This window comes from Polyangiaceae bacterium (assembly GCA_020633235.1).
Taxonomy (GTDB): Bacteria; Myxococcota_A; Polyangia; order Polyangiales; family Polyangiaceae; genus JACKEA01.
In genome coordinates, this window is sequence record JACKEA010000001.1 from 642,335 (window position 1) to 666,098 (window position 23,764).

General features: G+C 68.6%; 17 protein-coding genes. 6 read left to right on the forward strand and 11 right to left on the reverse strand.

The window, feature by feature from the left end:
• Positions 1-17: 17 nt before the first annotated feature.
• A complete protein-coding gene (locus tag H6717_02810; GenBank protein ID MCB9575948.1) occupies positions 18-1,058 on the reverse strand; it encodes a hypothetical protein in 1,041 nt (346 codons plus the stop codon).
• 73 nt (positions 1,059-1,131) lie between these two features.
• Between H6717_02810 and H6717_02815 the strand changes: the two genes are divergently transcribed.
• Genes H6717_02815 through H6717_02825 form a run of 3 tightly spaced genes read left to right on the forward strand, consistent with a single transcriptional unit; the run spans position 1,132 to position 5,722 of the window.
• A complete protein-coding gene (locus H6717_02815) occupies positions 1,132-3,258 on the forward strand; it encodes a hypothetical protein (protein ID MCB9575949.1) in 2,127 nt (708 codons plus the stop codon).
• A 17-nt stretch (positions 3,259-3,275) separates the two neighbouring features.
• Positions 3,276-4,844, forward strand: a complete 1,569-nt coding sequence (locus H6717_02820; protein ID MCB9575950.1) for a serine/threonine protein kinase — start codon at positions 3,276-3,278, stop codon at positions 4,842-4,844.
• Between the two features lie 2 nt (positions 4,845-4,846).
• Positions 4,847-5,722 (forward strand): hypothetical protein, encoded by an 876-nt coding sequence (locus H6717_02825; GenBank protein ID MCB9575951.1) that lies wholly within the window; start codon positions 4,847-4,849, stop codon positions 5,720-5,722.
• Here the strand turns inward: H6717_02825 and H6717_02830 are convergent.
• Positions 5,678-7,234 (reverse strand): hypothetical protein, encoded by a 1,557-nt coding sequence (locus H6717_02830; GenBank protein MCB9575952.1) that lies wholly within the window; start codon positions 7,232-7,234, stop codon positions 5,678-5,680. The genes H6717_02825 and H6717_02830 overlap by 45 nt on opposite strands.
• A 92-nt stretch (positions 7,235-7,326) precedes the next feature.
• Here H6717_02830 and H6717_02835 point away from each other — a divergent pair, with 92 nt between their 5' ends.
• The gene (locus tag H6717_02835; protein ID MCB9575953.1) at positions 7,327-8,847 is read left to right on the forward strand and encodes a DUF4397 domain-containing protein; all 1,521 of its coding nucleotides are present in this window, start codon (positions 7,327-7,329) and stop codon (positions 8,845-8,847) included.
• Between the two features lie 128 nt (positions 8,848-8,975).
• Here the strand turns inward: H6717_02835 and H6717_02840 are convergent, their stop codons facing one another.
• The gene (locus H6717_02840) at positions 8,976-10,415 is read right to left on the reverse strand and encodes a thioredoxin family protein (protein ID MCB9575954.1); all 1,440 of its coding nucleotides are present in this window, start codon (positions 10,413-10,415) and stop codon (positions 8,976-8,978) included.
• 63 nt (positions 10,416-10,478) lie between these two features.
• On the opposite strand from H6717_02840, the gene H6717_02845 reads away from it, so the two are divergent.
• Positions 10,479-10,925 (forward strand): hypothetical protein, encoded by a 447-nt coding sequence (locus H6717_02845; GenBank protein MCB9575955.1) that lies wholly within the window; start codon positions 10,479-10,481, stop codon positions 10,923-10,925.
• On the opposite strand, the gene H6717_02850 is transcribed toward H6717_02845, so the two are convergent.
• The 5 genes from H6717_02850 to H6717_02870 form a co-directional block, all read right to left on the reverse strand.
• Entirely contained in the window at positions 10,926-11,927 is a 1,002-nt protein-coding gene (locus tag H6717_02850; protein MCB9575956.1) for a magnesium transporter CorA family protein, read from the reverse strand. It abuts the gene before it with no gap.
• Entirely contained in the window at positions 11,924-13,126 is a 1,203-nt protein-coding gene (locus H6717_02855) for a US12 family protein (GenBank protein MCB9575957.1), read from the reverse strand. Before H6717_02855 ends, H6717_02850 begins: the two co-directional genes overlap by 4 nt.
• A gap of 98 nt (positions 13,127-13,224) precedes the next feature.
• Positions 13,225-14,139, reverse strand: a complete 915-nt coding sequence (locus H6717_02860; protein MCB9575958.1) for a hypothetical protein — start codon at positions 14,137-14,139, stop codon at positions 13,225-13,227.
• Between the two features lie 40 nt (positions 14,140-14,179).
• Positions 14,180-15,241 (reverse strand): branched-chain amino acid aminotransferase, encoded by a 1,062-nt coding sequence (locus H6717_02865; GenBank protein ID MCB9575959.1) that lies wholly within the window; start codon positions 15,239-15,241, stop codon positions 14,180-14,182.
• 56 nt (positions 15,242-15,297) lie between these two features.
• Entirely contained in the window at positions 15,298-15,768 is a 471-nt protein-coding gene (locus tag H6717_02870) for a hypothetical protein (protein ID MCB9575960.1), read from the reverse strand.
• A 34-nt stretch (positions 15,769-15,802) separates the two neighbouring features.
• On the opposite strand from H6717_02870, the gene H6717_02875 reads away from it, so the two are divergent.
• Positions 15,803-17,695, forward strand: a complete 1,893-nt coding sequence (locus H6717_02875; protein ID MCB9575961.1) for an alpha-galactosidase — start codon at positions 15,803-15,805, stop codon at positions 17,693-17,695.
• On the opposite strand, the gene H6717_02880 is transcribed toward H6717_02875, so the two are convergent.
• The 3 genes from H6717_02880 to H6717_02890 all read right to left on the reverse strand — a co-directional run bounded on the left by H6717_02880 (position 17,687) and on the right by H6717_02890 (position 23,746).
• Positions 17,687-20,416, reverse strand: coding sequence for a tetratricopeptide repeat protein (locus H6717_02880; protein MCB9575962.1), 2,730 nt, complete (start codon positions 20,414-20,416; stop codon positions 17,687-17,689). The two genes, H6717_02875 and H6717_02880, sit on opposite strands and share 9 nt — an antisense overlap.
• A 44-nt stretch (positions 20,417-20,460) precedes the next feature.
• Positions 20,461-23,184 carry a tetratricopeptide repeat protein gene (locus tag H6717_02885; GenBank protein MCB9575963.1) on the reverse strand — a complete coding sequence of 908 codons (2,724 nt, stop codon included), beginning with the start codon at positions 23,182-23,184 and terminating at the stop codon, positions 20,461-20,463.
• A 73-nt stretch (positions 23,185-23,257) separates the two neighbouring features.
• A complete protein-coding gene (locus H6717_02890) occupies positions 23,258-23,746 on the reverse strand; it encodes a DUF4352 domain-containing protein (protein MCB9575964.1) in 489 nt (162 codons plus the stop codon).
• Positions 23,747-23,764: the final 18 nt, after the last annotated feature.

The window sequence follows — 23,764 nt, forward strand, 5'->3', positions numbered from 1 at the left end:
AAATGGCCTGAAAGGGCTCAATCCGGCTGCTTTTGTTGGTCCGGCGCGAGCCCCTGGGGAAGCGCGTTCGAAGGAGGGGAAGCTCGCGCTCCGGAGCGGAGCTCTTCGGCGAGCTTCGACGCGGGACCGTCGAGGCTCGCCGCACGTTCGAGTCCTTGGGGCGAGTGCTTGGACAGCTCTTCGAGGCAGGCTCGCGCGTCGTCCAGCTTGCCCACGCCAGCCAGCGCGTGAGCACGCGCAATGAGGTACGCGCGCTGCACCCTGGGAGTCTGCGGCCTGCCGATGGCATCCAGCCGCGTGAGCGCTTCTTCGCAGTGGCCATCGACGGCGGTCACCAGCGCATCGGTGATGCTCAAGGTACGGATGAGATTCGGATCCTTGGCGTAGGCGAACGCATCCTTGAGCGCCGCCCAAGCGCGGTTCTTGTCGTGCAGGTACAGGGAGACCGTGGCACGGGAGGCAGACAGCGCCGCGCGGCGTACGCCCTTCAGCTGTTGCAGGGGAACGACGTCCAGCACCCGCGCGGCGCGGGACCAGTGCTGAGCGTCGGCGAGCACGCCAACGGCCGCTAGGGCGCGGCCCGCCGCCCGGCGAAGGCCGATGCCGCGGGCGGGAATGCTCTCGGCTTCGAAGCTCCGAGCCAGCTCTTCCGCGGCAAGCGCGGCGCGTTCGGGATCCGCCAGGGCCCGCCGCAGCGCGAAGATCGGGCGCAACGGAAACAGCCACAGCGACGCGGACATGACGAAGGTGAGCAGCGCGACGGCGGCGCCCATGGCCAAGGGCGCCCACCACGGCTCGCCGCGGGTGAAGATCAACCCGATGGTGCCGCACAAGAGCACCAACGCCGCGAACAAGCTCGACCACGGCACCAGGGAACGTATCGGCACGTCCCGGAGATCCGCGCCGGAAGCGTGCGCGGCGCCAAAGGCAGCCAGCGGGACTACGACGAGGGCGGCGAAGAGCACGGCGAGGGGCGCGCGACCGTCGACGGACGAGGGCACGGCCAGCACGAACGCGCCGAACGCCAAGAACACGATCGCGGGGGCGAGGAGCTTCACGCGGCCATGGTGACATCGGTCGCTCGAGTTTCGGAAGGGGGGAGACCCCTGTGCTAGACTCGAAGGCCGTCTCATGGCTTACCGAAAGCAAGGGCTCCAGCGGGGGCTTTGCGGGGTGGCTGCGATGTTGCTCCTCGCCTTCACCACCGCGTGCTCGGTGCTGGGATCTTCCCTCGACGAGTTCACCGAGGGAGGCGACGCGGGCACCAGCGCCGGCTGCGACACGGGCCAGGTGGAGTGCGACGGCCAGTGCGTCGATACCACCAGCAGCCCCGATCACTGCGGCAGCTGCGGCAACTCCTGCGCCGTAGAGCAGGCTTGCCAAGGCGGGAGCTGCACCGCGGACTGCCAAACCGGCCAGACCCAGTGCGGCGATCTGTGCGTGGACACGCAGTCCAACGCGCAGCACTGCGGCGGCTGCGACAAGAGCTGCAACAGCGGGGAGTCCTGCGTCTCCGGTCAGTGCCAGATCACCTGCCCCGGCGGACAGGTGGCGTGCAGCGGCCTCTGCTACGACCTCCAGAACGACGTCAACAACTGCGGTTCTTGCGGCAACAAGTGCTCCACGGGGGAGGTGTGCGGCAATGGTCAGTGCGCCCTCACCTGTCCCGCGGGTCAGACGGCATGCGGCGGAACCTGCGCGGATCTGCAGACGGACTCGCAGCACTGCGGCGCCTGCGGCACCGCTTGCGGTGCGAACGAAGAGTGTTCCGGCGGCAGCTGCGTCATCGCCTGCAAGACGCTCTTGAATCAGCAGATCACCGACCCCTGGGGCGAGGCGTGGGACGGGCTCGAGCGCGCGGCGGCGGACTACACCACCGCCGAGACCACCTGCCAGGGCATTGGCGGACGCTTGCCCACGGCCACGGAGCTGTATCGGGTGAGCGCCACGCAGTCGGCCACCGTGGGGCAGACGATCAACACGAACTGGCTGTGGTCCATGGTGCCGGTGAACGCCACGAGTCGCGCTCGAGTACGCCTGAGCGACGCGAACGTCGCGAACCAGAGCACCAGCTCGGCGCTGAACTATCGCTGCGTGTGCCCGCCGCCGCTGCCCAAGGCCTTCGTCGGCAACAATTGCTACGGACCTCCGGGACAGGCCTGCTTCGGGCTGGATTCCGAGGGCAAACGCTACAACGTGGACACGGCGGATCGCGCTCCGCTGCCGGTGGCCAGCGCCATCTGGGAGTGCACCTTCAATCGCGGCCACCTGCCGACCTTCGTCACCCTGATGGAGGCCGTGCAGCAGGGCCTGGACGGCGGCAGCACCAACAGCTGGCTCCACACCGCGGATGGCGTCCGCTACGACTTGAACGCGATCATTCGTTGGCAAGGCGTGGTGGCCGCTCCGTTGGTGATCGGCAACGGTGGTTACACCACGAACACCAACAACCGCGCGTTCCGCTGCGCTGGATTGAACTACGAGGCAGGTACGCATCCTGCCAGCATCACGGACGAGTTCGTCGGCGCGCTGTCCACGTACAAGGGGGAAGCGGTGGACTCCACCGCCACCCAGACCTGGACCGAAGCGCACGACACCTGCTGGGGGCGTGGCGGGCACGTGCCGCGCGACGACGAGCTGACCGAGCTCATCCAGCAGGGCTTGCCCGCGGGGTCTGGCTCTTGGGTGTGGACGTCGGACCAGGCGGGCTACAACGGCACGGATTTCCTGACGAAGCTCGTGCGTTGGACCGGCACGGCGCCGGAGTTCTCCCTCAGCTACAGCGGGGAGTCGAGCGCGGGCTACAAGACGACGAGCCGCCTCACACGCTGCATCTACTACCCGGTGGATACCGGCTACGCAGGACCGCAGGCCGCGGACTGCGCGGGCGGCTGCACGGAGCTCGCGATGCCCGGCAGCAGCGGCGCCAAGATGTGGCTGGACAGCTTCGACCGCGCGCCGTCGGCGACTTTCGAGGATGCCTTGGACGACTGTCGCAAGGCCGGCGGGCACTTGGCTTCGGAGCGAGACCTCACGGAGGCCATCCGCGCGAGCTTGCCCAACGGAACCAACAATCACCTGTGGACGAGCGACATGTCCAAGGGCAGCAACACGACCAACAGCAACCTATACATACAGATCGTGCGCTGGCAGGGCACGGATCCGGCGTTCACGGATCTCTACAACACGTACTCCACTTGGAGCCAGTCGACCACCACGCGGCCGTATCGCTGCATGTGGACCAACGAGCTCAGGTGACCGCGCGGATGCAGGCCATGCAGCAAGCGGAGAGGGTGCTCGGGCGCTACGCGCTGTTCGACGAGATCGCTGCCGGCGGCATGGCCACGGTGCACCTCGGACGGCTGCTCGGCCCCGTCGGCTTCTCCAAGACCGTGGCGGTCAAGCGGCTGCATCCTCATCTGGCGAGGGATCCCGAGTTCGTGTCCATGTTCTTGGACGAGGCGCGGCTCGCGGCGCGCATCCACCATCCCAACGTTGTGAGCACGCTCGACGTCGTCGCCATCGAGGGCGAGGTGTTCCTCGTGCTCGACTACGTTCAGGGCGAGAGCTTCTCGCGGCTGCTCAAGGCGACCCGGGCCAAGCGCCTGCGGGTGGAGCCGCGCATCGTCGCCGGAGTGATCGTCAACGCGCTGCACGGGCTGCACGCCGCCCACGAGGCGACGGACGAGCACGGGCATCCCCTGGGCATCGTTCACCGCGACGTCTCGCCGCAAAACGTGCTGGTCGGTACGGATGGCGTGGCCCGAGTGCTCGACTTCGGCGTGGCCAAGGCCGCCGGCCGCCTGCAGTCCACGCGGGACGGCCAGCTCAAGGGCAAGCTGGCGTACATGGCGCCGGAGCAGATCCGTGGGGATGCGGTGGACCGCCGAACGGACGTGTACTCCGCGGGCGTGGTGCTCTGGGAAGGCCTGGTCGGGCGTCGTCTGGTGCAGGGGCAGAACGAGGGACAGGTGCTCGGTGCCGTGCTCGCTGGCGGCTTCCCCACGCCCAGCTCCCTGGTGCGGGACGTGCCGGGCGAGGTGGACGCGATCGTGATGCGCGCACTCTCGCCGAGTCCCTCCGATCGCTTCGCTACGGCTCGGGAGATGGCGATCGAGCTCGAGCGAGCCCTGGGCGTTGCCTCGCCGTTTCAGGTGGGGGAGTGGGTGCAGGCCGTCGCAGTGGAGGCGCTGGCCCTGCGAGCCGCCCGCGTGCGCGAGATGGAGAGCACCTCGGCGGTGCACATGGTGCCGGGCAATCCCGGGCGCCCGCCGCCGCTGCCGAACCCGCACGAGTACTCGAGCTCGGGGATCTCGATGGTCACGAGCCCCTCGCATCCGTCGCAGGTGACCTACCCGTCGCAGCCCTCACAGGTGTCCCAGCCTTCGCAGGTCAGCTATCCATCGCAACCTTCGCAGCTCAGCTATCCATCGGCAGTGGCTGCGCCGCCGCCGGCGCAGTCCCGGCTCAAGCTCGTCGTTGCGGTCGTGACGGTCATCGCAGCCCTCGGTTTGATGGCGATCACGGCGCTCTTGCTGTGGCGCCGGGGCGCCAGCGCTCCGGCCGCGCCCACGGCCAGCGCCACGCTCACGGCGCCGCCGCCGCCGGCAACCACGCTCGCGCCCGCTCTTCCGGCTCTCCCCGCGACGGTCGCTGTCAGTGCGGAGCCCGAGCCGAGCGCGGAGCCCGAGCCGAGCGCGGAGCCCAAGGCGGCCGCCAAGCCGACGGCGGCCGCCAAGCCCGTCGAGCACAAGCCCGCCGCGGAGAAGAAGCCGAAGGGTTGCGACACGCCCTTCTTCGTGGATTCCGACGGCATCAAGCACGTCAAGCCGGAGTGCATGTGAACATGAGGTTGGCTCGTATCGGTCTCGTCGTGATGCTCTTCGCGTTCGGCACGCAAGCCGCTCCGAAGAAATCCGAGATCAAGAAGCAGTGCGCGGACGCCTACGTACAGGCCCAGAAGCTCAAGCGTGGGGGCGAGCTCACCAAGGCGCGTGAGCAGCTGATCGTGTGTGCCAAGAGCGAGTGCATGGCCGCGGTGAAGAAGGACTGCCTCACCTGGCTCGACGAAGTGAACGAAGCCATTCCTTCCGTGGTGGTGGTGGCGGAAGACCCTCAGGGCAACGAGACCCTGCAGGTGAAGGTCACGGTGGATGGCGAGGTCGTCGCGGAGTCCCTCGGCACGGAAGGGATCGAGCTCAATCCGGGCACGCATCAGTTCCGCTTCGAGCTCGAAGGGCAGGACCCCGTCGAGCAAGAGGTGATCCTGCGGGCGGGGGAGCGGAACAAGAAGGTCACGGTCCATTTCGGCGAGCCGGAAGCGGACAAGCCGGCGGAAATCGAGACGGAGCCCGCCGTGGCGCCGGAGATCGATCAACCAGCGGAAAAGAAAGGGCCTCCGGTGGCGAGCTACGTCCTCGGCGGTGTCGGCGTCGTGGCCCTCGCTGGAGCAGGTTTTTTTTGGCTCGGCGCGGAATCCAAGAAGAGCGACCTCGAGGACTCCGGTTGCAAGCCCAACTGCGACAGCTCGGACGTCGACTCCATCAAGCAGAAGCGGCTCTTCGGCGATATCGCCCTGGGCGTTGGGGTGGTGTCCCTGGGCGTGGCCACCTATCTGTGGCTCTCGCCCTCCCAGCCGGAGAAGCCGACGGCGGACAGCGCACGCGTGGACGTGCAGCTACTTCCCGGCGGCGCTCTGGGTGGCGTCAGCGGCCGCTTCTGAGCTGAGCGCGTTCGCAGTGTCCGTCGCGGCCTTGGCTGCGGCCGTGGCGTCTTTCGCCTGCGGCAGTTTGGCGGCTTCGAGCTGTTTCGCCGCGCGCTCGTAACGCTTGGCGACGTCGCGCCAGAAGTCGGCGGCGGCGTTCGCCGGGTGGGCGACCTCGAGGATACGGGCCGCGTCATACGTCGCGAACGGCTGCGCCGCGAGCTTGTCCAGCGGCGCGACGTCCAACTTCGGGAGCGTCGGGCCGCGAAGCATCATCGCGGCAGCGTTGTCCGGTCCCTTGGAGAGCACTTGCCCAAGCGCTGCCAGGAGCTTGTCCTTCTTGGCAACGGTCGTCGTCTCCTGGAACGCCTTCGCGAGCCAATAGCGGCGGCCGAGCTCGAACAACCCGCGGGCGAAGAGCCCAGCGGACGCTTTCGGTCCCTGCTCGAGGCGCGTTCGGGCGAAGGGCGGCAGACCCCGGTCGAGCAACGGACGCAGGTTCTCCGGGTCGCGAGGGTCGAGCTCCGAGAGCAGGATCTCCGCGTAGAACGTGGGCAGCTCGTGGGCCAGACGTTGCTCTACCGTCTTTGGTGACGACGGCGGCAAGGGCGGCAGCAGCAGGTTGTCGAGGGCGTCGATGCGTCGCCCGGCGTACAGCTTCGAGAGCAGCGAGCGGGCTCGATTCACGCGAGGATCTTCCAAGACGCCGACGGACGAGAGGGCCCCGAGCCCGACCAACGCGGCGTCGCGCCCGCGGGTCTTGCGCGGTTCCAGGGCCTCGTCCAGCGAGCCGTAGTAGGCCTCCGACAGCTCCTGGTCCTTCGCCATCTCGTCGGGAATCGGCGCACCGCGCGCGACGTCCACGAAGCGGAGATCCGCGAGCCCGGCTTCCACCGCGACGACGCCCTTGCCGTAGCCGGAGAGGGCGGCGCCCTTCACGCCGATGGCGTGGACTGCGTGCGCCTGATCCGTGATCCACTCGAACAGGGTCGTCTTCACGAACTCTTGCACGCGCTCCTTGTCGTGGGGCGGAGCGAGCTGCGGCGGCGTGCGCACCAGGCGATGGGCACGGGCTGCGAGGGACAGTCCCGTGAGAGCATCCCGCACGTCCGCCCGGAGCCCGGTGGGCGGTGCTGCCAGCAGCGGCTCCACCAGGACGTCGCCGCACTCCGGCGGTGCCAGCTCGGCGCGCAGCGCGCGGACCACGCCGCCCGGGAGCCCTGCGCAGGCCTCGAGGGTGACGAGGCTTTGGTCCCGGGCGCTCGCGTCCGCCGTGGTCAGCGCTGCGAGCAGCTTGCTTCGGGCCGCAGCGGGCTCGGCGCACTCCGGTGCGACGCCCGGCTTCCGATCGCCAAAGACGCGACACCGCTCCGGGGCTGGCGGCACGCCGCGCGGCGGCGGCGCCGGCGGCGCCTGCGCGGATGGCGGCGGTGCTGGCGGTGGCGTCAGGGGCGCGGCGGCCGGGGTCTGGGGAGTAGTTGCGCAGCCGACCAGGGCGAGGGCGAGCAATGAGCCGCGAAACGGGAGCATCGCGGCAGCTTGCCTGATCCACCACTGCGACACGACGATCATGCTTGACGTATATGTGTCCTAGACACAAGTGGTACGCCATGGAGGGACCCATGATCCGAGTACACAGTGGAAATCTTTTCAATTTCATTAGGTTGGCTGCGGTAGGCGGCGCGATCGCGTTGGCGACTGCGGCCTGTGGCAGCGATGACGACGGAAGCTCGCCGGCCGCGGGCGGCTCGTCGGGAACTGGAGGCGCGGGAGGTAGTGGCGGCATGGCGGGCAGCGGCGGCGCGGGCAGCGTTGCCAAGCTCCGCGTGGTTCATGCGGCGCCGGGCGCTCCGGCAGTCGACCTGTACGCGGCGGGCACCACGACCACCTTGGCGGAGAACCTCGCGTACGGTTCCTCGACGCCGTACCTGGAGCTGCCTCCCGGGACCTACAAGATCGACGTACGGGCCGCTGGCAGCCCAGCGACGGATGCGCCGGTCTACACCACACCGGATGTGACGGTCGCTGCGGACAAGCAGTACACCGCGATCGCGGCGGGAGACATCGGCTCCACCAGCGCAGACGATCAGTTCCGCGTCATACCTCTGGAAGAGGACTTCGGGACGGCGGGTTCCGGGACCGCGCGTGTGCGCGTCGTTCATGCCGGATTCGACGCGCCGACAGTGGGCATCGACGTTGGCAACGACGATCCTTCGGCGCCCGAAGTGGCCGCCCTCGACCGCTTCGCCGATACGGGTGCGGCTGGCGTGGAGCTTCCGGCCGGAGCCGCACTTCAAGTCGGCGTCGTGGCGGCGGGCGCGTCGGTCACCGCCTTCACGACGCCGACCTTGCCCGATGGCGCCGACCTGTTCGTGGTGGCGACGGGGGAGCTCGGCAAGCTGTCCCGTGAAGATACGGGCTTCGCGCTCCTGGCCGTCCTCCCCGACTCTTCCACGGCTTGGATCCGACAGAATCCCCGCGTGTTCGCCCTTCACGCCTCTCCCGACGCCGGTCCCGTGGACATCTACGCCGGCGATCAGGAGCTCGTGGACAACGCCTCCTTCGGCGACATGGCCGAGGCTCGCGTGCCACCGGGAAGCTACACCCTCGACTTCTTCCCGGGACAAGCGGGCGCTACGCCAAAGCCTTCCGGAGCTCCGGCGGCAACCGCCACGACGCCAGCGCTCGAGGCAGGCAAGGACTACCTGGCCATCGCTGCGGGTGAGCTGACCCAAAGTCCGTCGACGTTTCAGCTGATCGCTCTCGAGGAAGGCTTCGCTCTCGATGACACGAGTAACTCGCGGGTCCGTGTGGTGCACGCTTCCGGCAATGCGCCTGCGGTGGACGTCGGCACCGTGAGCACCGCCGGCACGTTGGACACGCCAGCGCTGCTCAGCAACGTGAAGTTTGGCGACGCCTCGCCAGCGGAGGGTCTGTCGATTCCACCCGGCAGCCTGACGATCGGAGCTGCCGCCACCGGGACCACGACGACGGCTGCGGAGTTCGACGTCACCACGATAGCCGGCCTGCGTGCCTTCGCGGTCGCTGCCGGTGATCTGGGCGGGACGTCGAATCCGTTCCAGCTCTTGATCGTCAACACCACTGCCTCGCAATGGGCAGTGGTTCCCATCGCCGCCAAGTGAAGAAACGCGAGGCGACGCCGCGGCCGGATGCCGCGGCGTCGCCCGCGAGGGCGAGGTCGAGCGCTGGGGAAAGGGGGTTCTGGCTCGACTCGATCGGCGGCGGGAGGCCGCCCTCCATCGGTTCGAGCCTAAGGCTTTGGCTTTGGGTTCGCGGCGCGAGCTTTTTCCAGCCGGGCTTTGACCTCGCTCAACTCCTTCGGAGTGGATTTCAAGCGCCCCGCTTGCTCCTGCCAGCCCGCGAGCTGCTGTTCGAGCACCTCCACCAGCGCGGTCCCATTCCCCTGGGCGCGCAGGATCCGCTCCTTCAGCTCGAGGTAGTCGAGCTTGCGGGGACCATAGGCGTGGGCGAGCGCGCGGTTCACCGCACCCAGGGCCGCGTCCCAACGCTTCATGTGCACCAGCACCGAAGCCAGGCGAGCCGGAGGCTCGTAGGAATCCGGGATCTCGCGCTCGCGTTGCTCGAGCATGGCGATGGCCTTGTCGCCTTGCCCGAGGGCCATGTAGGAGACCGCGCGACCGTAGTCGTAGGTCGCGGCGGCCGCGGGATCCGGAGCCTTGGCTGCCGCCGCTTCGAGAAGCGCGATGCGCTTCTCGTGCGCCTCCCGCGCACCCTTCTTGTCCCCCAGATCGACGCGCGCGTTGGCCAGGATCTGCCACGCGTCGGCGATGTCGTCGGCGGACGCGTCGGCGGGGGGCGACGCGACGATTTCCTCCAGCCGCTCGGTGGCGGCGCGGCGCACGGCTTTCTTTTCGGCTTCCGTGGACAGCCCCTTGGCGCACGAGAGCCACAGCGCGCAGAAGTCCGCCGGCTGCGCCGCGCCCGTCACCTCTCGGGCGTGTTTTTCGCCCACGGCGACGCACTCCTTGGCGCGGCGAGCGCGATGCAGGCTCTGGATCCACCCCACCAGCGCTTCGCTGCGCCGCGGCCAGCTCGCGGGCGCCCCGCGCACCGCTTGCTCGTAGGCCTGGGCCGCCTCCGCGTACTTCTGGTGGGCCTGGGCTCGCTTACCAGCGAGCAATCGAGCCAGCGGCGTGCCGGGCGCAACGCTGCTCTGCTCTTCCGCCACGGCGAGCGCGTCGCTCAGCAGCTTTTCCACCTCGCGGAGCGAGGCGCTGCCGGGCCAATAGCCGAGCACCTCGCCCTTCTTCGCTTCGAGCACGAAGAGCGTGGGCCACACGTCGATGGCGTACTTCTGCACGAAGTCCGCGTTCTCGTCGCGGTCCGTGTCCACGGACGCGAACACCACTTGGTCGGAGAAACGTGACAGCGCGGGATCCGAAAATACGAAGTGCTTCATGCTCAGGCAGGTGTGGCACCACGGTGCCCACGCATCCACGAACACGAGCTTGCCGTCGGCCTTCGCCCGGGTCAGCGCGGCGTTCACGTCGTCTTCGATGAACCCGACGGGCGCCGCGGGCGTTTCCTTGGAGGCCGGTACGCTCGCCACGGGAGCTGCAGCCGAGGTGGTCGCTACCGGCGGCGCCGTCGTCGGCGGCGGCGCTGGCGGCGCAACCGCGGGGCTGCAGCCAGCGAAAAGCATCAGCCCGGCCCAGAGCATCCTCTGCATGCGAGGACGATAGCCGGATTCGGCCGAGACGCACCCCCGCTCGCGTGCCACGATGAGCCCGCCATGAGAGCCGTGCCGCTTTTGCTGTTGTCCTTTCTCGCCGCATGCGTGGTGGACCCCAAGCCCGACGAGAGCGCGGAGAACTGCCAGCGCATCTGCGCCCGCCGGACCGAGTGCCCGGGCCACACCAGCGAGACTGAGTGCCAGGAGTCCTGCGTCGCGGCGCACTATCCTTCCGGCTGCGCCGACGCTTTCGAGGCCGCGACGTGCAGCGAGATCGACGGCACGTCGACCAGCGCCAGCTTCACCGACGCCTGCTACCCGGCGTGCTCTCCGGACGGGCGCATTTGCCAAGGAGACACTCTCGCTGCCTGTACCAACAGTCGCTTGGTCCAGCAGGATTGCGACTACCGCTGCAAGACCCAGGGCTTCAGCTACAGCGGAGTGTGTGCGGCCACCAAGAACGGGCAGTACACGCAGAGCGGGCTGCCCGAATGCTGGTGCGAGTGATCACAAGAGCTTGGCGCGCCGCGAGATGATCGCGATCGTCACCACGATCGCCAACACCACCAGCCAGAACGCTAGGTAGCCGTAGTTCCACTCGAGCTCCGGCAGCACCTTGAAGTTCATACCGTACACGCCGCACAAGAACGTGAGCGGCAAGAAGATCACGCTCACCACGGTGAGCTTCTTCATGACCTCGTTGGTGCGGTGGCCGACGAGCGACATGTACAGGTTCAGGGAGTTGCTCAAGATGTCCCGGTCTACGAGCAGGTCTTGAAGCACGCGTTCGATGGTGCCCACCATGTTGGCCAGATACGGCTGCGTGGCTTCGCTGATGAATCGGGACTTGCGGGTGGAAAGGTCCGTGAGCACCGCCCGGGCGGGCAGCACCACCTTGCGAAAGTGCAAGAGATCCGCCCCCAGCTCGCTCACGCGGCCGAACACGCGATCGTCCACCTCCCCGATCAGGTCCCGCTGCAGCTCCTCCACTCGTTCCTCGAAGCGCTTCTGGACGTCCAGGTAGTTGTCGATCAGGTGCTCCCACAGCTCGTACAGGAGGAAGCTCGGGCTCTGGGCGAACTGCTGGAAGTCGTCCTTGTAGTCCTTCTCCAGCGCCGACAAGAACAGCACGTTGCCCTGATGGATGGTCAACAAGAAGCGCTCCCCGAGCACCGCATCTACCCGGTCCAGATCGAAGTGACGTCCGACCAGGCGGCAGCCCGAGACCACCATGTGCAGGTACTCCGAGTAGCGGGCCTGCTGCGTGGCCGGCTCGCGGGTGAGGGCGTCCTCGATGATCTCGTCGTCCACCAGGCCGAGGCCTTCCAGAGCCTCCCGCGCTCCATCGGCGTTGCCGAGGTCGACGTCCAGCCACACGAACTTGCCGGAGGCCATCGCGTCCCGCGCCTCATTCGCGTCGATCTCGACCTCGTCCTTGGTGGCGAAATCGAGGGCCCGCGCCCGCACGCCGACGCCGCGCGGGCGGATTTCACGACTGCCTTCCTTCAACGGCGCGACATCAAGATGCGGAGGATGAACATGAACAGGTTGCGGAGCTGCACCAGGATCGCCAGGGCATCTCCCACCGGGTCGTCCATGTCGCTGTTACGGAAGATGTAGCTGGTCACGTACAGCAAGAAGCCGATGGACAGCACCGCGCCGCCGCTCGCCACGGCCAGGGCGAAGGGCTCACTGTCCAGGAAGAAGGTGAGCACGCAGCCCGTGAGGATGACGAAGAAGCCCATGCTCAAGATGGAGCCGAGCCAGGAGAAGTCTTTGCGCGCGACGAAGATGTAGGCGGTGATGGCGAAGAACACCGCGAACACCATCATGAAAGTGTCGCGCACCGGGTTGGCGGACATTGTTTCGCCGAACCCGGCGTAGAACTGGGCGACGAACACCATGGGGGCGAGCTCGATGCCCATCAGCGCGGCGACGCCGAACAGCGCCGCCACGTTCACGTAGCGCACCTTGCTCACCCAGCTGGCGACGAAGGTGGCCAGCACCAAGGCGCCAAAGGCTCCATAGAGCAGGGCGCTGTTCCCCAGCATCAAGCCGACCAGGAACGGAACCTCCGCCGGACGTCCCTCGGGTGAGGTCATGGAGATGGTCGGCCCCAAGCTGACCGCCGCCCAGCCGAACAGCACGGCGATGAACGCCGATGCGCCCAGCAGGCCATACACCTTGCGCAGGTATCTGAGGCGGTCCGCGGCGATGGGCGGCGCCACCTGGCCCAGCACGCCGGGCATGGCGACCGCGCCCGCGGCCATGCCGCCTCCCGCCATCGCGTAGGCCGGGTGTCCGCCCGCGCCGTACTGTTGCTGCTGCTGCGGAGCCGCGTACTGCTGCTGCGGAGCTGCGTACTGCTGCTGCGGAGCTGCGTATTGCTGCTGCGGAGCTGCGTATTGCTGCTGCGGAGCCGGGTATTGCTGCTGCGGCGCCTGTTGCTGCGGAGGCGGAGCGCCGTAGCCGGGCACGGGGGCCGGCCCCTGCGGCTCCGGCGCTTGTTGCATCAGCATGGTCCCGCCGCCGGCGAAGCCCGCCGCGGGTGCCGCTGGCCGGACGCGAACCAAGAAGCCACCCGCGGGCATCGGCTCCGCGGAGACGCTCATGCCCTGGGCTCGGTACTGCTGCTCGTACCCCGCGATCGCTTGGCGATCCGCCTCTGGGTTCCCGCTATTGACCTGAAACTCCCATCCGTCGCTCATCGAACGCTCCCTCGCTTCAGCCGCGGCGCATCATACGCCGGCGCCGCGGAAGCGAGATAGCAAGATCGCTGAGTCCTGCAGATGCCAGGACTTGGGGCTCAGGGAGCGTAGATACGACCGGGAGCGCCGCTCTTGCCGTCTTGGGTATGGCAGCTGTTGCAGTCGCCGCTGGGGACGGACTGCTTCATGACGCGCTCCTTGCCTCCGGCGATAACCTTCGCGCTGTAGGGGGCGACGAAGCTGCCCTGGTTGGTCTCGTAGAAGAAGTTGCCCGCCGCGTTGGTGGTGAGCGTGATGGTCTTGTTCTGGGCGTCCGTCACTTCCACGGTGATGTTCGGCGCGCCGTTGCAGTCATCCGGCTCCCGCACGGAGGGGTACACCGTGCCAGCGATGTGGAACGCGGGACCTTCATTGCTGGTCGTGTGACAGTTGATGCACTCCCCGCCGGGATGCATCAGGGGCGACTCGTGATTGCCCTGCGTCCAGTTCGTACCGCTGCTGCATAGCAAGGGCGCCAGGGGCGGCGGGCCTGCGTCTTGTGGCGCGCCGCAGGTACCCTGGGGCATTCCCGCGGAAATCCAGGCCTGAAACGCTGCGATATCCGACGCCGGCAAGAGCCCCGTGGGCGGCATGGGTGACTGCGCATCCTGCATGCGCGCCAGCGACGCTTCCGCGAAGGAGATGCTCGGATTGCTCTTGGAAGGTGCCGTCAGATCCGCGTAGCTGGTGAGCGGCATGGGCACCCCCGCCAGCGGCGGGTTCGAGTGACACGCGGTGCAGCTGTCACCAAGAATGGTCGCGACGTCGCAGGGCAGGTCCCCGGACACGGCCGTGCCCGCGGCGGACCCACCCGATCCCCCAACCCCAGTCTGACCTCCCAGTCCTGGGCCTGCAGCGGCCCCGCTCGAGCCACCAGTGCCGGTGTTGCCGGCATCCACCAGCTGCCCTTGGCAGCCAACCGCAGCGGCGAGACCGGAAACCACGACCAATGGGAGGAACTGAAGCGCTCGCATGCGGGTTCAGTACCCACACCGGAGCCTCGGCAGGCAGCTTCTATCCGACTGGAAACATCCAGCCAAAGCGATCTTCCGCTTGACCGCGCTGAATGGCGACAATCTGGTCGAACAGCGAGCGCGCCAGCGGTCCCACGTCCCCCTTGCCAATGGTCCACACCTCGTCGTCCACGCCAAGGGCAGACACGGGGGAGACCACGGCGGCGGTGCCGGTGCCAAAAATCTCGTGGAGCTGTCCCTTGTCGTGAGCCGCGCGGATCTCGTCCAAGGCGAGCCGTCGCTCCACCACCGGTAGGCCCTTCGCCTTCAGCAGCTGAATCACGCTGTCTCGGGTAACGCCCGCGAGAATCGCGCCATCCAGGGCGGGCGTGACGATCTCGTCGCCCAGATGCACGAACAAGTTCATGGTGCCGACCTCTTCCACGTAGCGATGCTCCGCGGCGTCCGTCCACAGCACCTGGGAGAACCCTTTCTTCTTCGCCGCCTGTGCCGCATGCAGACTGGCGGCGTAGTTCGCCGGAGTCTTGCACGAGCCGAGGCCGCCATGAGCCGCCCGCACCTCACGACGCTCGACCACGATGCGCACGGGAGCGAAGCCTTCGGCGTAGTAGGCGCCGACGGGCGAGGTCATCACCAAGTACGTGTACGACAGCGAGGGGCGTACGCCGAGGAACGGCTCCGTAGCGAACGCCAGCGGACGAATGTAGAGGGCGGCGCCATCCGCCGTCGGCACCCAGTCGCGATCCACTTCCACCAGCTTGCGGCACGTCTCCACGAACACGTCTTCCGGGACCGGCGGAATGCACACGCGCTCGGCGCTCTTGGCAAAGCGCGCGGCATGGCGATCCGGGCGGAACATCCGCACCTGGCCGTCCTTGCCTCGGAACGCCTTCAGCCCTTCGAAGATCGCTTGCGCGTAGTGGAGCACGGCCGCAGTGGGATCCAGCTGTATCGGGGCGTACGGCTCCACGCGGGGACTGTGCCACCCGCGCTCCGGCGCGTAGTCCATGCGAACCATGTGATCGGCGAAGATTCGGCCGAATCCGAGTTCGCTTTCCGGGCGGGGACGGGGCGCGTTGGTGCGCCGAACCTCGATCTGCATGGCCACCTCGCCGGGGAGGTACCAACGAGAAGAGGGGGGGTCAACACGTGCACCGATCATCCGTCAGGTGCGCGGCGTCGGTAGAGCACCGTCAAGCTCCGATCGGGGCTCACGACCACGAAGTTTCGCTCATTTCTGCTGGTGATCGTCCGCTCCAAGGTGGAGCCGATGCTCTCCACCGAGCAGGAGCTGTGCGCCACCTGCAAGTGCAGCGTGTCGCCGTCGACGCTGAAGCGTCCCGATAGCTCGCAGCCCGCCTGCCGTGAGCTGTCCTCGGAGGTGACGCGGTAGTGGCCGTCGGCGCTGACTTCGAGCAGCGTGTCGATGGTGCCGTTCACGCGCCCGGACCAGCTGCCCACGAAGTAGTCGAGGGGATCCACCAGCGGCTCCTGCCGCACGGCGGGGGGTGGCGTTGCCGGATCCACTTCGCCCTTCGCTTCCGGGATCCGAACCGCCGTCGACGGCGGCGGCGAAGTCGTCGATGTGCATCCGGCCATCAGCACGAGGAGGAGCAGCGCTCGGGTCATGGACGCCGTCGAGCTTAGCGCTTACGCTCGCGTCGTGCTCGTCGTCCGTGTCGCACTGTTCGGATTCGTCGCGCTCTCCTTGGCCGGCTGTGGGGGCGACGACGCGCCCGCGCAGAAAAGCTGTCACACATCGCTCCGCGCGAGCGATGTCGGCCTGAGCGCCAGCGATGGCTGCAGCACGACGCTGTCGCTCTTGCCGCGGGTGCGGATGGACGGAACCTGGCATTCCGCCAGCGGCTGCGTGCCCGCCGCCGCGGGGGTCGATTGCGCCGTGGGGCCCGTCGGCTCCGTTCACCTCGAGGTCGACGCCACGCGGGTGTCGCTGCGCTTCGACGCTGCCGCCGGTGGAGCACTGCAGGCCATCTCGCTGGACGGTTCCGCACGCGTGCCCGGCGCCCGCGGCTTCTTGTCGAACGGTTTCCAGTCCTGGTCCCAGAGCGGCGTGGTGGCCCTCGCTCCCGCCCCCAGCGAGAGCGATCTCGAGGCGGCCCTCGCCCTTCGCGGAGACGGCGAGGTCACCCGCGAAGGATCGGAGCTCTCCAACGCCTTCACCTTCGTGGGCGGGTCGGGCAGCGGCCTCGTCCTGGGAGCGCTCGCCGAGCAGCGCTTTCGCGTTTGGATGTCGGTACACCGCGAGCACGACGGTGACGACCTGACGGTGCGCGTCGGCGAAGGCAACACCGGCGAGTCGATCGCCGTCGCCGCCGGGGACGTCGTTGAAGGCGAGCCCTTGCACGTCGAGCTGGGCCCGCTCGAGGCGTCTCTCGAGCACTACGCCGCGGCGCTCCCATCACGCCGGCAGACCACGCCGCGCGACGCGCAGATCGGCTGGAACTCCTGGTACGAGCTGTGGGACACGGTGGACGCCGGCGCCATGGACGAAAATGCCGCGCTCGCCTCCGGCATTCTCGGAAGCTACGCGGACGGACGAAAGCTTCGCATCGTGGTGGACGACGGTTGGCAGCAGGCGTGGGGCGACTGGCAACCGAACGACAAGTTCCCGAACGGACTCTCCGGCCTGGCCACGACGCTCCACGCCCAAGGCTACGAGGTCGGCGTGTGGTTGGCGCCGCTGTTGGTCGCCGAGAGCAGCGCCGTGGCCCAGGCGCACCCGGATTGGCTCGTCGGCGGCGCGAGCTACAATCACCCCAAGCACGGCGCCATGCGTGTGCTCGACGTCACTCAGCCCCAGGCCGCGGCCCACCTGGCGCAGGTGATCTCCAGCATCGTGGGTTGGGGCTACGATCTACTGAAGATCGACTTCCTGTTCGCCGGCACTTGGGAGGGCACGCGGGCGGAGGCCGTGACCGGCATGCAAGCGTACGCGCGGGCGCTCGAGATCATCCGCAAGGCTGCGGGCGAAAGCACGGTGCTGGTGGCGGTGGGGGCGCCCGGCGTGGCCAGTCTGCCGTGGGTGGACGGTTGGCGTCTGGGGGGCGACATCGCGCTGGAGAACACCGGCGTGCGCTGGGCTTATCTGCCGAGCCAAGGTCGAAGCCTCGCCGCCCGCTGGCCGCTGTGCCGCGCCACCCTGTGCGACGCCGACCCGGTGATGCTGCGCGACCTGACCCAGGACGAAGTGGACACCGGCGCGAGCATCGTGGCCTTTGCCGGCGGCGCGCTGTTCTTGTCGGATGACCTCCGGGTGCTTCCGGACGAGCGCAAGGGCTGGGGCTTGAACGCCGAAAGGGCCCAGCTTGCGCTTTCGGCCGCTCCCGCCGTGCCGGAGGATCTGGTGCCGGACGCGCCTCCGGAGATCCTCTCCAACGTGTTCATCGACCTGGTCAGGCAGTCCACGACCCACGTGGTTCCCGAGCGCTGGCGCACGGCGGATGGACGCCGCTACGCCATCAACTGGTCCGAGGAAGCGACGACCATTGCCGGGCACACGGTCTTGCCGCACGCCACGATCGCGCTGTCACCCTGACGGATCGCTGAGCAGCGGAATGCCGTCGTCGAGGTAGTAGCCGTCGTCGCCTCGGAGCAACACGCCCTGCAGCCCCAGGCGCCGCAGGGTTCCGAGACCCACGTACACCCGCGCCGCTGCGCCCTTCGCCGCGAAGGAAGCGTCGGGCCACGCGGCCTCGAACAGCTCGTTCACGCTGGCGCCCCGTCCCGGCGAGCTCACGCGACGCTCCGCCAGCAGCGCCAGCATGCGCCGCAGGGCTCCGCGCCGGGAGATGTCCACCCGGCTGCCGCGCGGCGGGGCGAACCAACGCGCCCCCGGACCGATGGTGAGATGGTCTCGCGCCGGCTCGAGCGTCGGCTGAATCGCGGTCGGCGACGCCCGCAGGCGTGCCGCCACGCGCAGGGCAAAGCGTTCTTCGTCGGGCACGATGCCGTCGCCGCCGGCGGCCGCCATCGTGCGCTCGGTCTTCTCCAGCTCGGCGTACAGCGCGCTTACCTCGGAGGCACCGGCGCCTTCTGCGCGGGCCAAGAGCCACGCCACCGTTGCGCCGAAGATGGCGAGGGCCGCGCGGTCCCCCGGCGTCCCCACGCTTTCGAGGATTTCCGCGGCCTCGGCCACGGCGGTGCGCGCGTCCGCTCCGTGGCCGAGCTGCGCCTCCGCCACTGCCAGCGCCGCCCAACCGAGGCCGGCGTTGCGGCGATAGCTGCTGCCGCTCAGGGTGGCGACGCTCTTCTGGTAGCGCGCCACGGCCGCGCTCGCGTTGCCCAGCTCGAGCTCCAGGTTGCCGAGCAAGGAGAGCACGATGCCCTCCCACGCGCGGTCGCCCACCTCGCGCTGCGTGGCCAGGGCTTCCTCGAGCTTCTGGCGCCCCGCGGCGTGATCCCCGAGCTCCACGTCCGCTTGCCCCAGGTGCGCGAGGAGCACCGCCGCCGAGCGGCGATCCCCCACTTCCTGCAACACGGCGCGGCCGCGGTCGTAGCAATCCCGCGCTTCTTCGAGCAGCCCTCGTTCGAAGTAGCGACCGCCGATGTTGCCCAGGGCCACGCCTTCGTCCCGGCGATTGCCCGTCCGCTGGTGGAGCTCCAGGGCCTTTTCCAGGTTTGTTTGTGCGTCGCGAGTCCGTCCCTGCTGGGTGAGCACGAGCCCCAGGTCGTTGTAGTACGTGCGCTGCACGCGCAGGCTGCTGTGGTCCAAGTGCTCGCCGGCGCGCGCGAGCCACTCCTCGCTCTCTCGAGCGTGACCCGCGAGACCCCGACACAGGCCGATCTTCACCTTACAGGTCGTGGACAGCTCGCCGTCGTCCGCGCGCTCCGCCGCGGCCAGCGCCCGCACGTAGTCGTCCGCGGCGTCGTCGAGCCGTCCGGACAAGATGGCGAGCAGTCCCCGGGACGAACAAGCCCTCGATTCCAAAGCGGGGGGAATGCCGCCGGGGGCCTGCGCTGCCCGCGCCAGGGCGGCGTCGAGCAGCTCCGCATAGCGACCGAACGGTCCCCGCGTGGCGAACACGCCTTCCAACGACAACACCGCTTCCAACGCCCGACCCGCATGGCTCGGCGAAGGGTGCGACAGCTCGCGATCGTAGATCGACAGCAGATTGTCGGCTTCTCGAGCCAAGCGTCGACGAAGCTCGACGCCGCCCGGGCCGTCGATGCGATCCGCCCAGGAGCGCGAGGCTTCCAGATAGTAACGCGTGTGACGATCCGTGGTTTGAGCCGCGGCGCCGCTCGAAAGCAGCTGTTCTTCCGCGAACTGGCGCACGCTGTCGAACAGCCGGTAGCGCATCTCGCCGCCGCCGGCCGCAGCCGCCGAGCGCACCAGGCAAGCCTGCTCCAGCGCGCTCAGTACGTCGTGCGCCCACAGACCCCCACGCGGGGCGTCGGAGTGGCGGCTCAAGTCCACGATGTTCTCTACGGCCTCCAGCGAGAAGCCGCCGTGAAAGACGGAGCATTGGGCAAGCGCGGAGCTCTGCCACGGCTTGAGCAGATCCACGGAGCGGGCGATGGCGGTGCGTAGCGCCGAGTGCTTCTCGGGGTGGCCCGTCGCGGACACCAGGACGTCGAGCTGTTGCTCGAGCAGATCCAGGATCTGACGCTCGCCGAGCAGTCCCATGCGCGCCGCACACAGCTCGATGCCGAGCGGTACGCCCTCCAGCTTTCGCACGATGGCCGCGACCAGCGGCGCGTTGGCTCGAGTGAGCTGGTAGTCCGCGCGGGTGGCGCGGGCGCGAAGCACGAACAGCTCCACTGCGGGGCTCTGCTCCAGCGTCGCCACGTCTTCGTTCGCGGGCGGCGGGAGCGGCAGAATCTCCACGACCTGTTCGTCGGCGAGCGATAGCGCACGCTGGGTCGTCACCAGGAACATGGCCTGCGGCGCGTCGGACAGCCATTTCTCCACGACCCCGCGGGCGGCTTCCTCGAGCTGCTCGAAGTTGTCGAGGACCAACAGCAGCGGGCCGCGCCGTTCCAAGGCGTAGCCCACCCGCTCCACGGCGTCGTCGGGGTCGCCGCTGAGCAGGGGGACCGAGAGCAACGCGGCGACGGCGGCGCACAGCCCGCCGGCGCTGCGCGCTTCGGTCAGATCGCAGAACCACACGCCTCCTGACAGGGCGTCCCTTTCCGCTCCGGCGTAGCGCAGCGCCAGTCGTGTCTTTCCCACCCCTGCCGGGCCCACCAAGCTGACCAGGGGCGCGCCGTCCTCGAAGGCCGCGTCGATGGCGGCCAGCTCCTCTTTCCGTCCCACGAAGGCCCCCCGCTCCCGGGGCACCATGCCGTGTCGGTGCGGGCTCAAGATGCCAAGACCACCGGGATGGCGGGGTCGAGCAAATAGCCGTCGTCCTGTCGCAGCAACATGGTCGCCAGTCCCAGCTTGCGCAGGGTTCCGATGGCCACGTACACCCGTGCCGCCTGGGAGTCGGGACGGATCGCGACGCCGGGCCAGGCGGCGTCGAACAGACCTTCCAGCGACACGCCGGCACCGGGTCGGTTCTGCTGCGCGTCCACCAGCTTCGCCAGCAGCCGCCGGGGCGCGTTGCGGCGTGAAAGGTCCACTCGCTCGCCATCGCTGGTGGCGAACCACTCCGCGTCCGGTCCCACCTTCAGGGTTTCGCGGAAGGGGCTGGACGGGACACGGGAGTCTCCCACGGACAGCGCGCTCGCGAGCAGACGGAGCGGAAACCGAACTTCGTCGGTGAGCGGCTCACGCCGAGCTTGGCGGTCGAGCTCGCCCATCAGACTCTCGGCGGCGGTGTGCGCCTGAATCGAGGCCTCGGGATCGGGATTGCGCCGCGCTCGGGCCAGCGTCACCAGTCGCTCGTGCACCTCCCAGGTGACGAGATCGCTCGGGGCGCCCACGGCTTCCAGCGTCTGTCGGGCCACCGCCAGGTGCGTCTTGGCGGCTTCCAGCTCGCCCACCTCGGCCTCGGCGGTGGCTTGCGCCGCGGCGAACAGCCCCGCCCAGCGGCGGTAGTTGCCCGGGAGCCGAGCGGCGGCCTCGCGATAGGCGCTGGCGGCTTCGCGGAAGCGCCGGCGGCGGAGCCGAACGTTTCCGAGCAGTCCGTACACGATGCCTTCCCAGGCGACGTCGCCGATTTCATGGTGCACCGTCAGCGCGCGTTCGAGACGCTGTTCGGCGCCGGAGAGGTCGCCCGCCTCCTCGTCCATGTTCGCGAGGTGGGCCTCGAACACGGCGGCTGCGCGGCGGTCGCCGACCTCGTTCAAGATCTCCAGCGCCTCCTGGTAACGCGTGCGCGCCTCGGAGATGCGTCCCAGCTCGTTCAGGCGAGCGCCGATGTTACCGAGGGTCGCGCCCTCTTCTCGGCGATTGCCGAGCCGCCGTGCCAGCGCGAGCGCCTTTTCGGACAGCTCCAACGCCTCCCGCGTGCGGCCCTGCTGCGCCCGTACCAGCGAGACGTCGGCGAAGAATTGACGCTCGAGGCGCGGGCTGTCGAGCGTTTGCAGCACGGCGCGAGCGCGCTCGAAGCGGACCTCGGCCTGCTTGCTCCGGCCTTCCATGGCCAGCGCCTGCCCGGCCTTGAGGGCGCTCAGCACCGTCAGCTCGCGGTCGTCGCTGCGTTCGGCGTAGGTGAGGGCGCGCTCGAAGTCGTTGATGCCGTCGCCAAAGCGCCCTTGAACCACCCGCACCCGACCCCGGGCCAGCTCTGCCTGGGCGATCGTTCGCGGAGCGAGTGAGCCTTCCGGCGCCAGCACCAGCGCGGAGTCCAGCAGATCCACGAATCGAGCGATGGGCCCGTGGGTGGAGAACTCGACCTCCAGCGACACGATCGCAGAGACCGCGGCGGGCACGTTGCCGTCACGCAGCGCGCGGTCGTAAACGGCCAAGAGGTTCTCCCGCTCGAGCTCGAGGCGGCGGCGCATCTGGGCGCCGAGGGGTCCGTCCAGCTCCGCCAACCACACGCTGGCGGCATCGATGTAATGCTCCGCGTGGCGTTCTTCGGTCTGTTCCCGCAGCGAGAGCTGTTCCAGCTTCTCGCGGGCGTACACGCGAATGCTCTCGAACAGGCCGAAGCGACTCTCCCCCACGATGCCGGGGGTGGGAGAGGCCACCACGAAGGATTTGTCGTGCAGGGTCTGCAGCACTCGCAACGCCGAGAGCTCATCGGGGTCGTCGCCTTCCCGTGTGACCTCCGCGAAGGCGGCCAGCGTGAACCCGCCTCGAAACACCGAGCTCCGCGACAGCGCGCGCTGCGCCTCGCTGGAGAGCATGGCCCAAGACCAGTCGATGGCGCTGCGCAGGGTGCGATGACGCTCTACCGCGCCCGGCTCGGCCAACACGTCCAGACGTTGCCCCAGGGCCGAGCGCAATCCGTCGAGACCCAGCTCGTTCACGCGCGCCGCTGCCAGCTCGATGGCGAGGGGGAGTCCGTCCAGCTCACGGACGATGGCCGCCACCTGCAGCGCTTCCTGCGCGCTCAGGGAGCCTCGCCCTGCGCGATCGAGAAACAGGCGCACGGCGTCGAAGCGCGCGATCTCTTCCGCCTGCCGCTCGTCTTCCGGGGGCAGCGGCAGCGGCGCCAGGGCGACGCAATGCTCCTCCGGCAGACGCAGTCTTTGCTGCGAGGTGATGAGCAGCTCCACCTCGGGGGCCTCGTCGGCGAGCTGAGCCACCAGCGGGCCGCCCTCTTCCACCAGCTGCTCGAAGTTGTCCAACACGAGGAGCGCGGGGCTCCGGCGGGCGAGAGCGCCTCCGATGGTCTCGACGGCATCTGCGGGGTCACTGGGCCCCACCCTGAGGCCGATGGCTGCGGCCAGGGCCGCGCACAACTCCGTGGAGCTCTCCACCTGGCTCAGATCACAGAACCAAACCGGACCCAGCGTTGCCCGGCGTGCCGCGAACTCCCGCGCGACGCGCGTCTTGCCGGTCCCGGAGGAGCCGGTGACGGTGACGACGTGAGCGCCCGCGTCGAAGGCACGCTCGATGTGCTCGAGCTCTGCCTTTCGGCCGACGAAGCTCCGCGGCGAGAGTTCGATGCGGTGCGCGGTTTGAGTCACGGGGCCGACGCACAGTGTTTTCCAATCCCTACACCGCGGCAACCCCCGGTAACTCTGGCCGAATAATGCAGCGTCAGATGCCGAGCGCGACCTTTTGCTTCTTGCCGAAGGCGGCCAGCTCCCGCGCCTCGAAGCGCAGGCCCTTGGCGTCGGCGGGAAGCTCGTAGATCGCCGAGAATCGCTTCATGATCGAGGGCGGGAGGCTCTCCAGAGTCAGCGTTTGTTCGGGCTGAGGGATGTACAACGATTGGTCATCCATCGGTCGGAACTCCCGGTCTTGGTCGTCGATCACCTTGGGATGGTCGAGGATGCTCTCGTCCTTTTTTCCAGTGTTGGTGATCTTGAACTCGACCTTGACGAACTTCCCAGCGGTCTTCTTGTTGCCGGTGATTCCGGTCAGCTCGCCGCCGATGTTGGTGGCGCTCACCACCACCCAGGTGCTGTCGTCGAAAGTGACCGTCTCGCCGATCTTCGCCTCCTTGGGCGGAGCCGCCTTGCAGGCGAGCAGGGCGAGAACGACGGTGACCAGCGCGACCACCAGGGAACGACGGGTATTGTTCATGGAAAACGAACCTCCACG

What these genes read in the sequence shown, in the direction of transcription:
- H6717_02815 (MCB9575949.1), top strand. Translation starts at nt 1,132, where the DNA reads ATGGCTTACCGAAAGCAAGGGCTCCAGCGGGGGCTTTGCGGGGTGGCT.
- H6717_02820 (MCB9575950.1), top strand. Translation starts at nt 3,276, where the DNA reads ATGCAGCAAGCGGAGAGGGTGCTCGGGCGCTACGCGCTGTTCGACGAG.
- H6717_02825 (MCB9575951.1), top strand. Translation starts at nt 4,847, where the DNA reads ATGAGGTTGGCTCGTATCGGTCTCGTCGTGATGCTCTTCGCGTTCGGC.
- H6717_02830 (MCB9575952.1), bottom strand. Translation starts at nt 7,234, where the DNA reads ATGCTCCCGTTTCGCGGCTCATTGCTCGCCCTCGCCCTGGTCGGCTGC.
- H6717_02835 (MCB9575953.1), top strand. Translation starts at nt 7,327, where the DNA reads ATGATCCGAGTACACAGTGGAAATCTTTTCAATTTCATTAGGTTGGCT.
- H6717_02840 (MCB9575954.1), bottom strand. Translation starts at nt 10,415, where the DNA reads ATGCAGAGGATGCTCTGGGCCGGGCTGATGCTTTTCGCTGGCTGCAGC.
- H6717_02845 (MCB9575955.1), top strand. Translation starts at nt 10,479, where the DNA reads ATGAGAGCCGTGCCGCTTTTGCTGTTGTCCTTTCTCGCCGCATGCGTG.
- H6717_02855 (MCB9575957.1), bottom strand. Translation starts at nt 13,126, where the DNA reads ATGAGCGACGGATGGGAGTTTCAGGTCAATAGCGGGAACCCAGAGGCG.
- H6717_02860 (MCB9575958.1), bottom strand. Translation starts at nt 14,139, where the DNA reads ATGCGAGCGCTTCAGTTCCTCCCATTGGTCGTGGTTTCCGGTCTCGCC.
- H6717_02865 (MCB9575959.1), bottom strand. Translation starts at nt 15,241, where the DNA reads ATGCAGATCGAGGTTCGGCGCACCAACGCGCCCCGTCCCCGCCCGGAA.
- H6717_02870 (MCB9575960.1), bottom strand. Translation starts at nt 15,768, where the DNA reads ATGACCCGAGCGCTGCTCCTCCTCGTGCTGATGGCCGGATGCACATCG.
- H6717_02890 (MCB9575964.1), bottom strand. Translation starts at nt 23,746, where the DNA reads ATGAACAATACCCGTCGTTCCCTGGTGGTCGCGCTGGTCACCGTCGTT.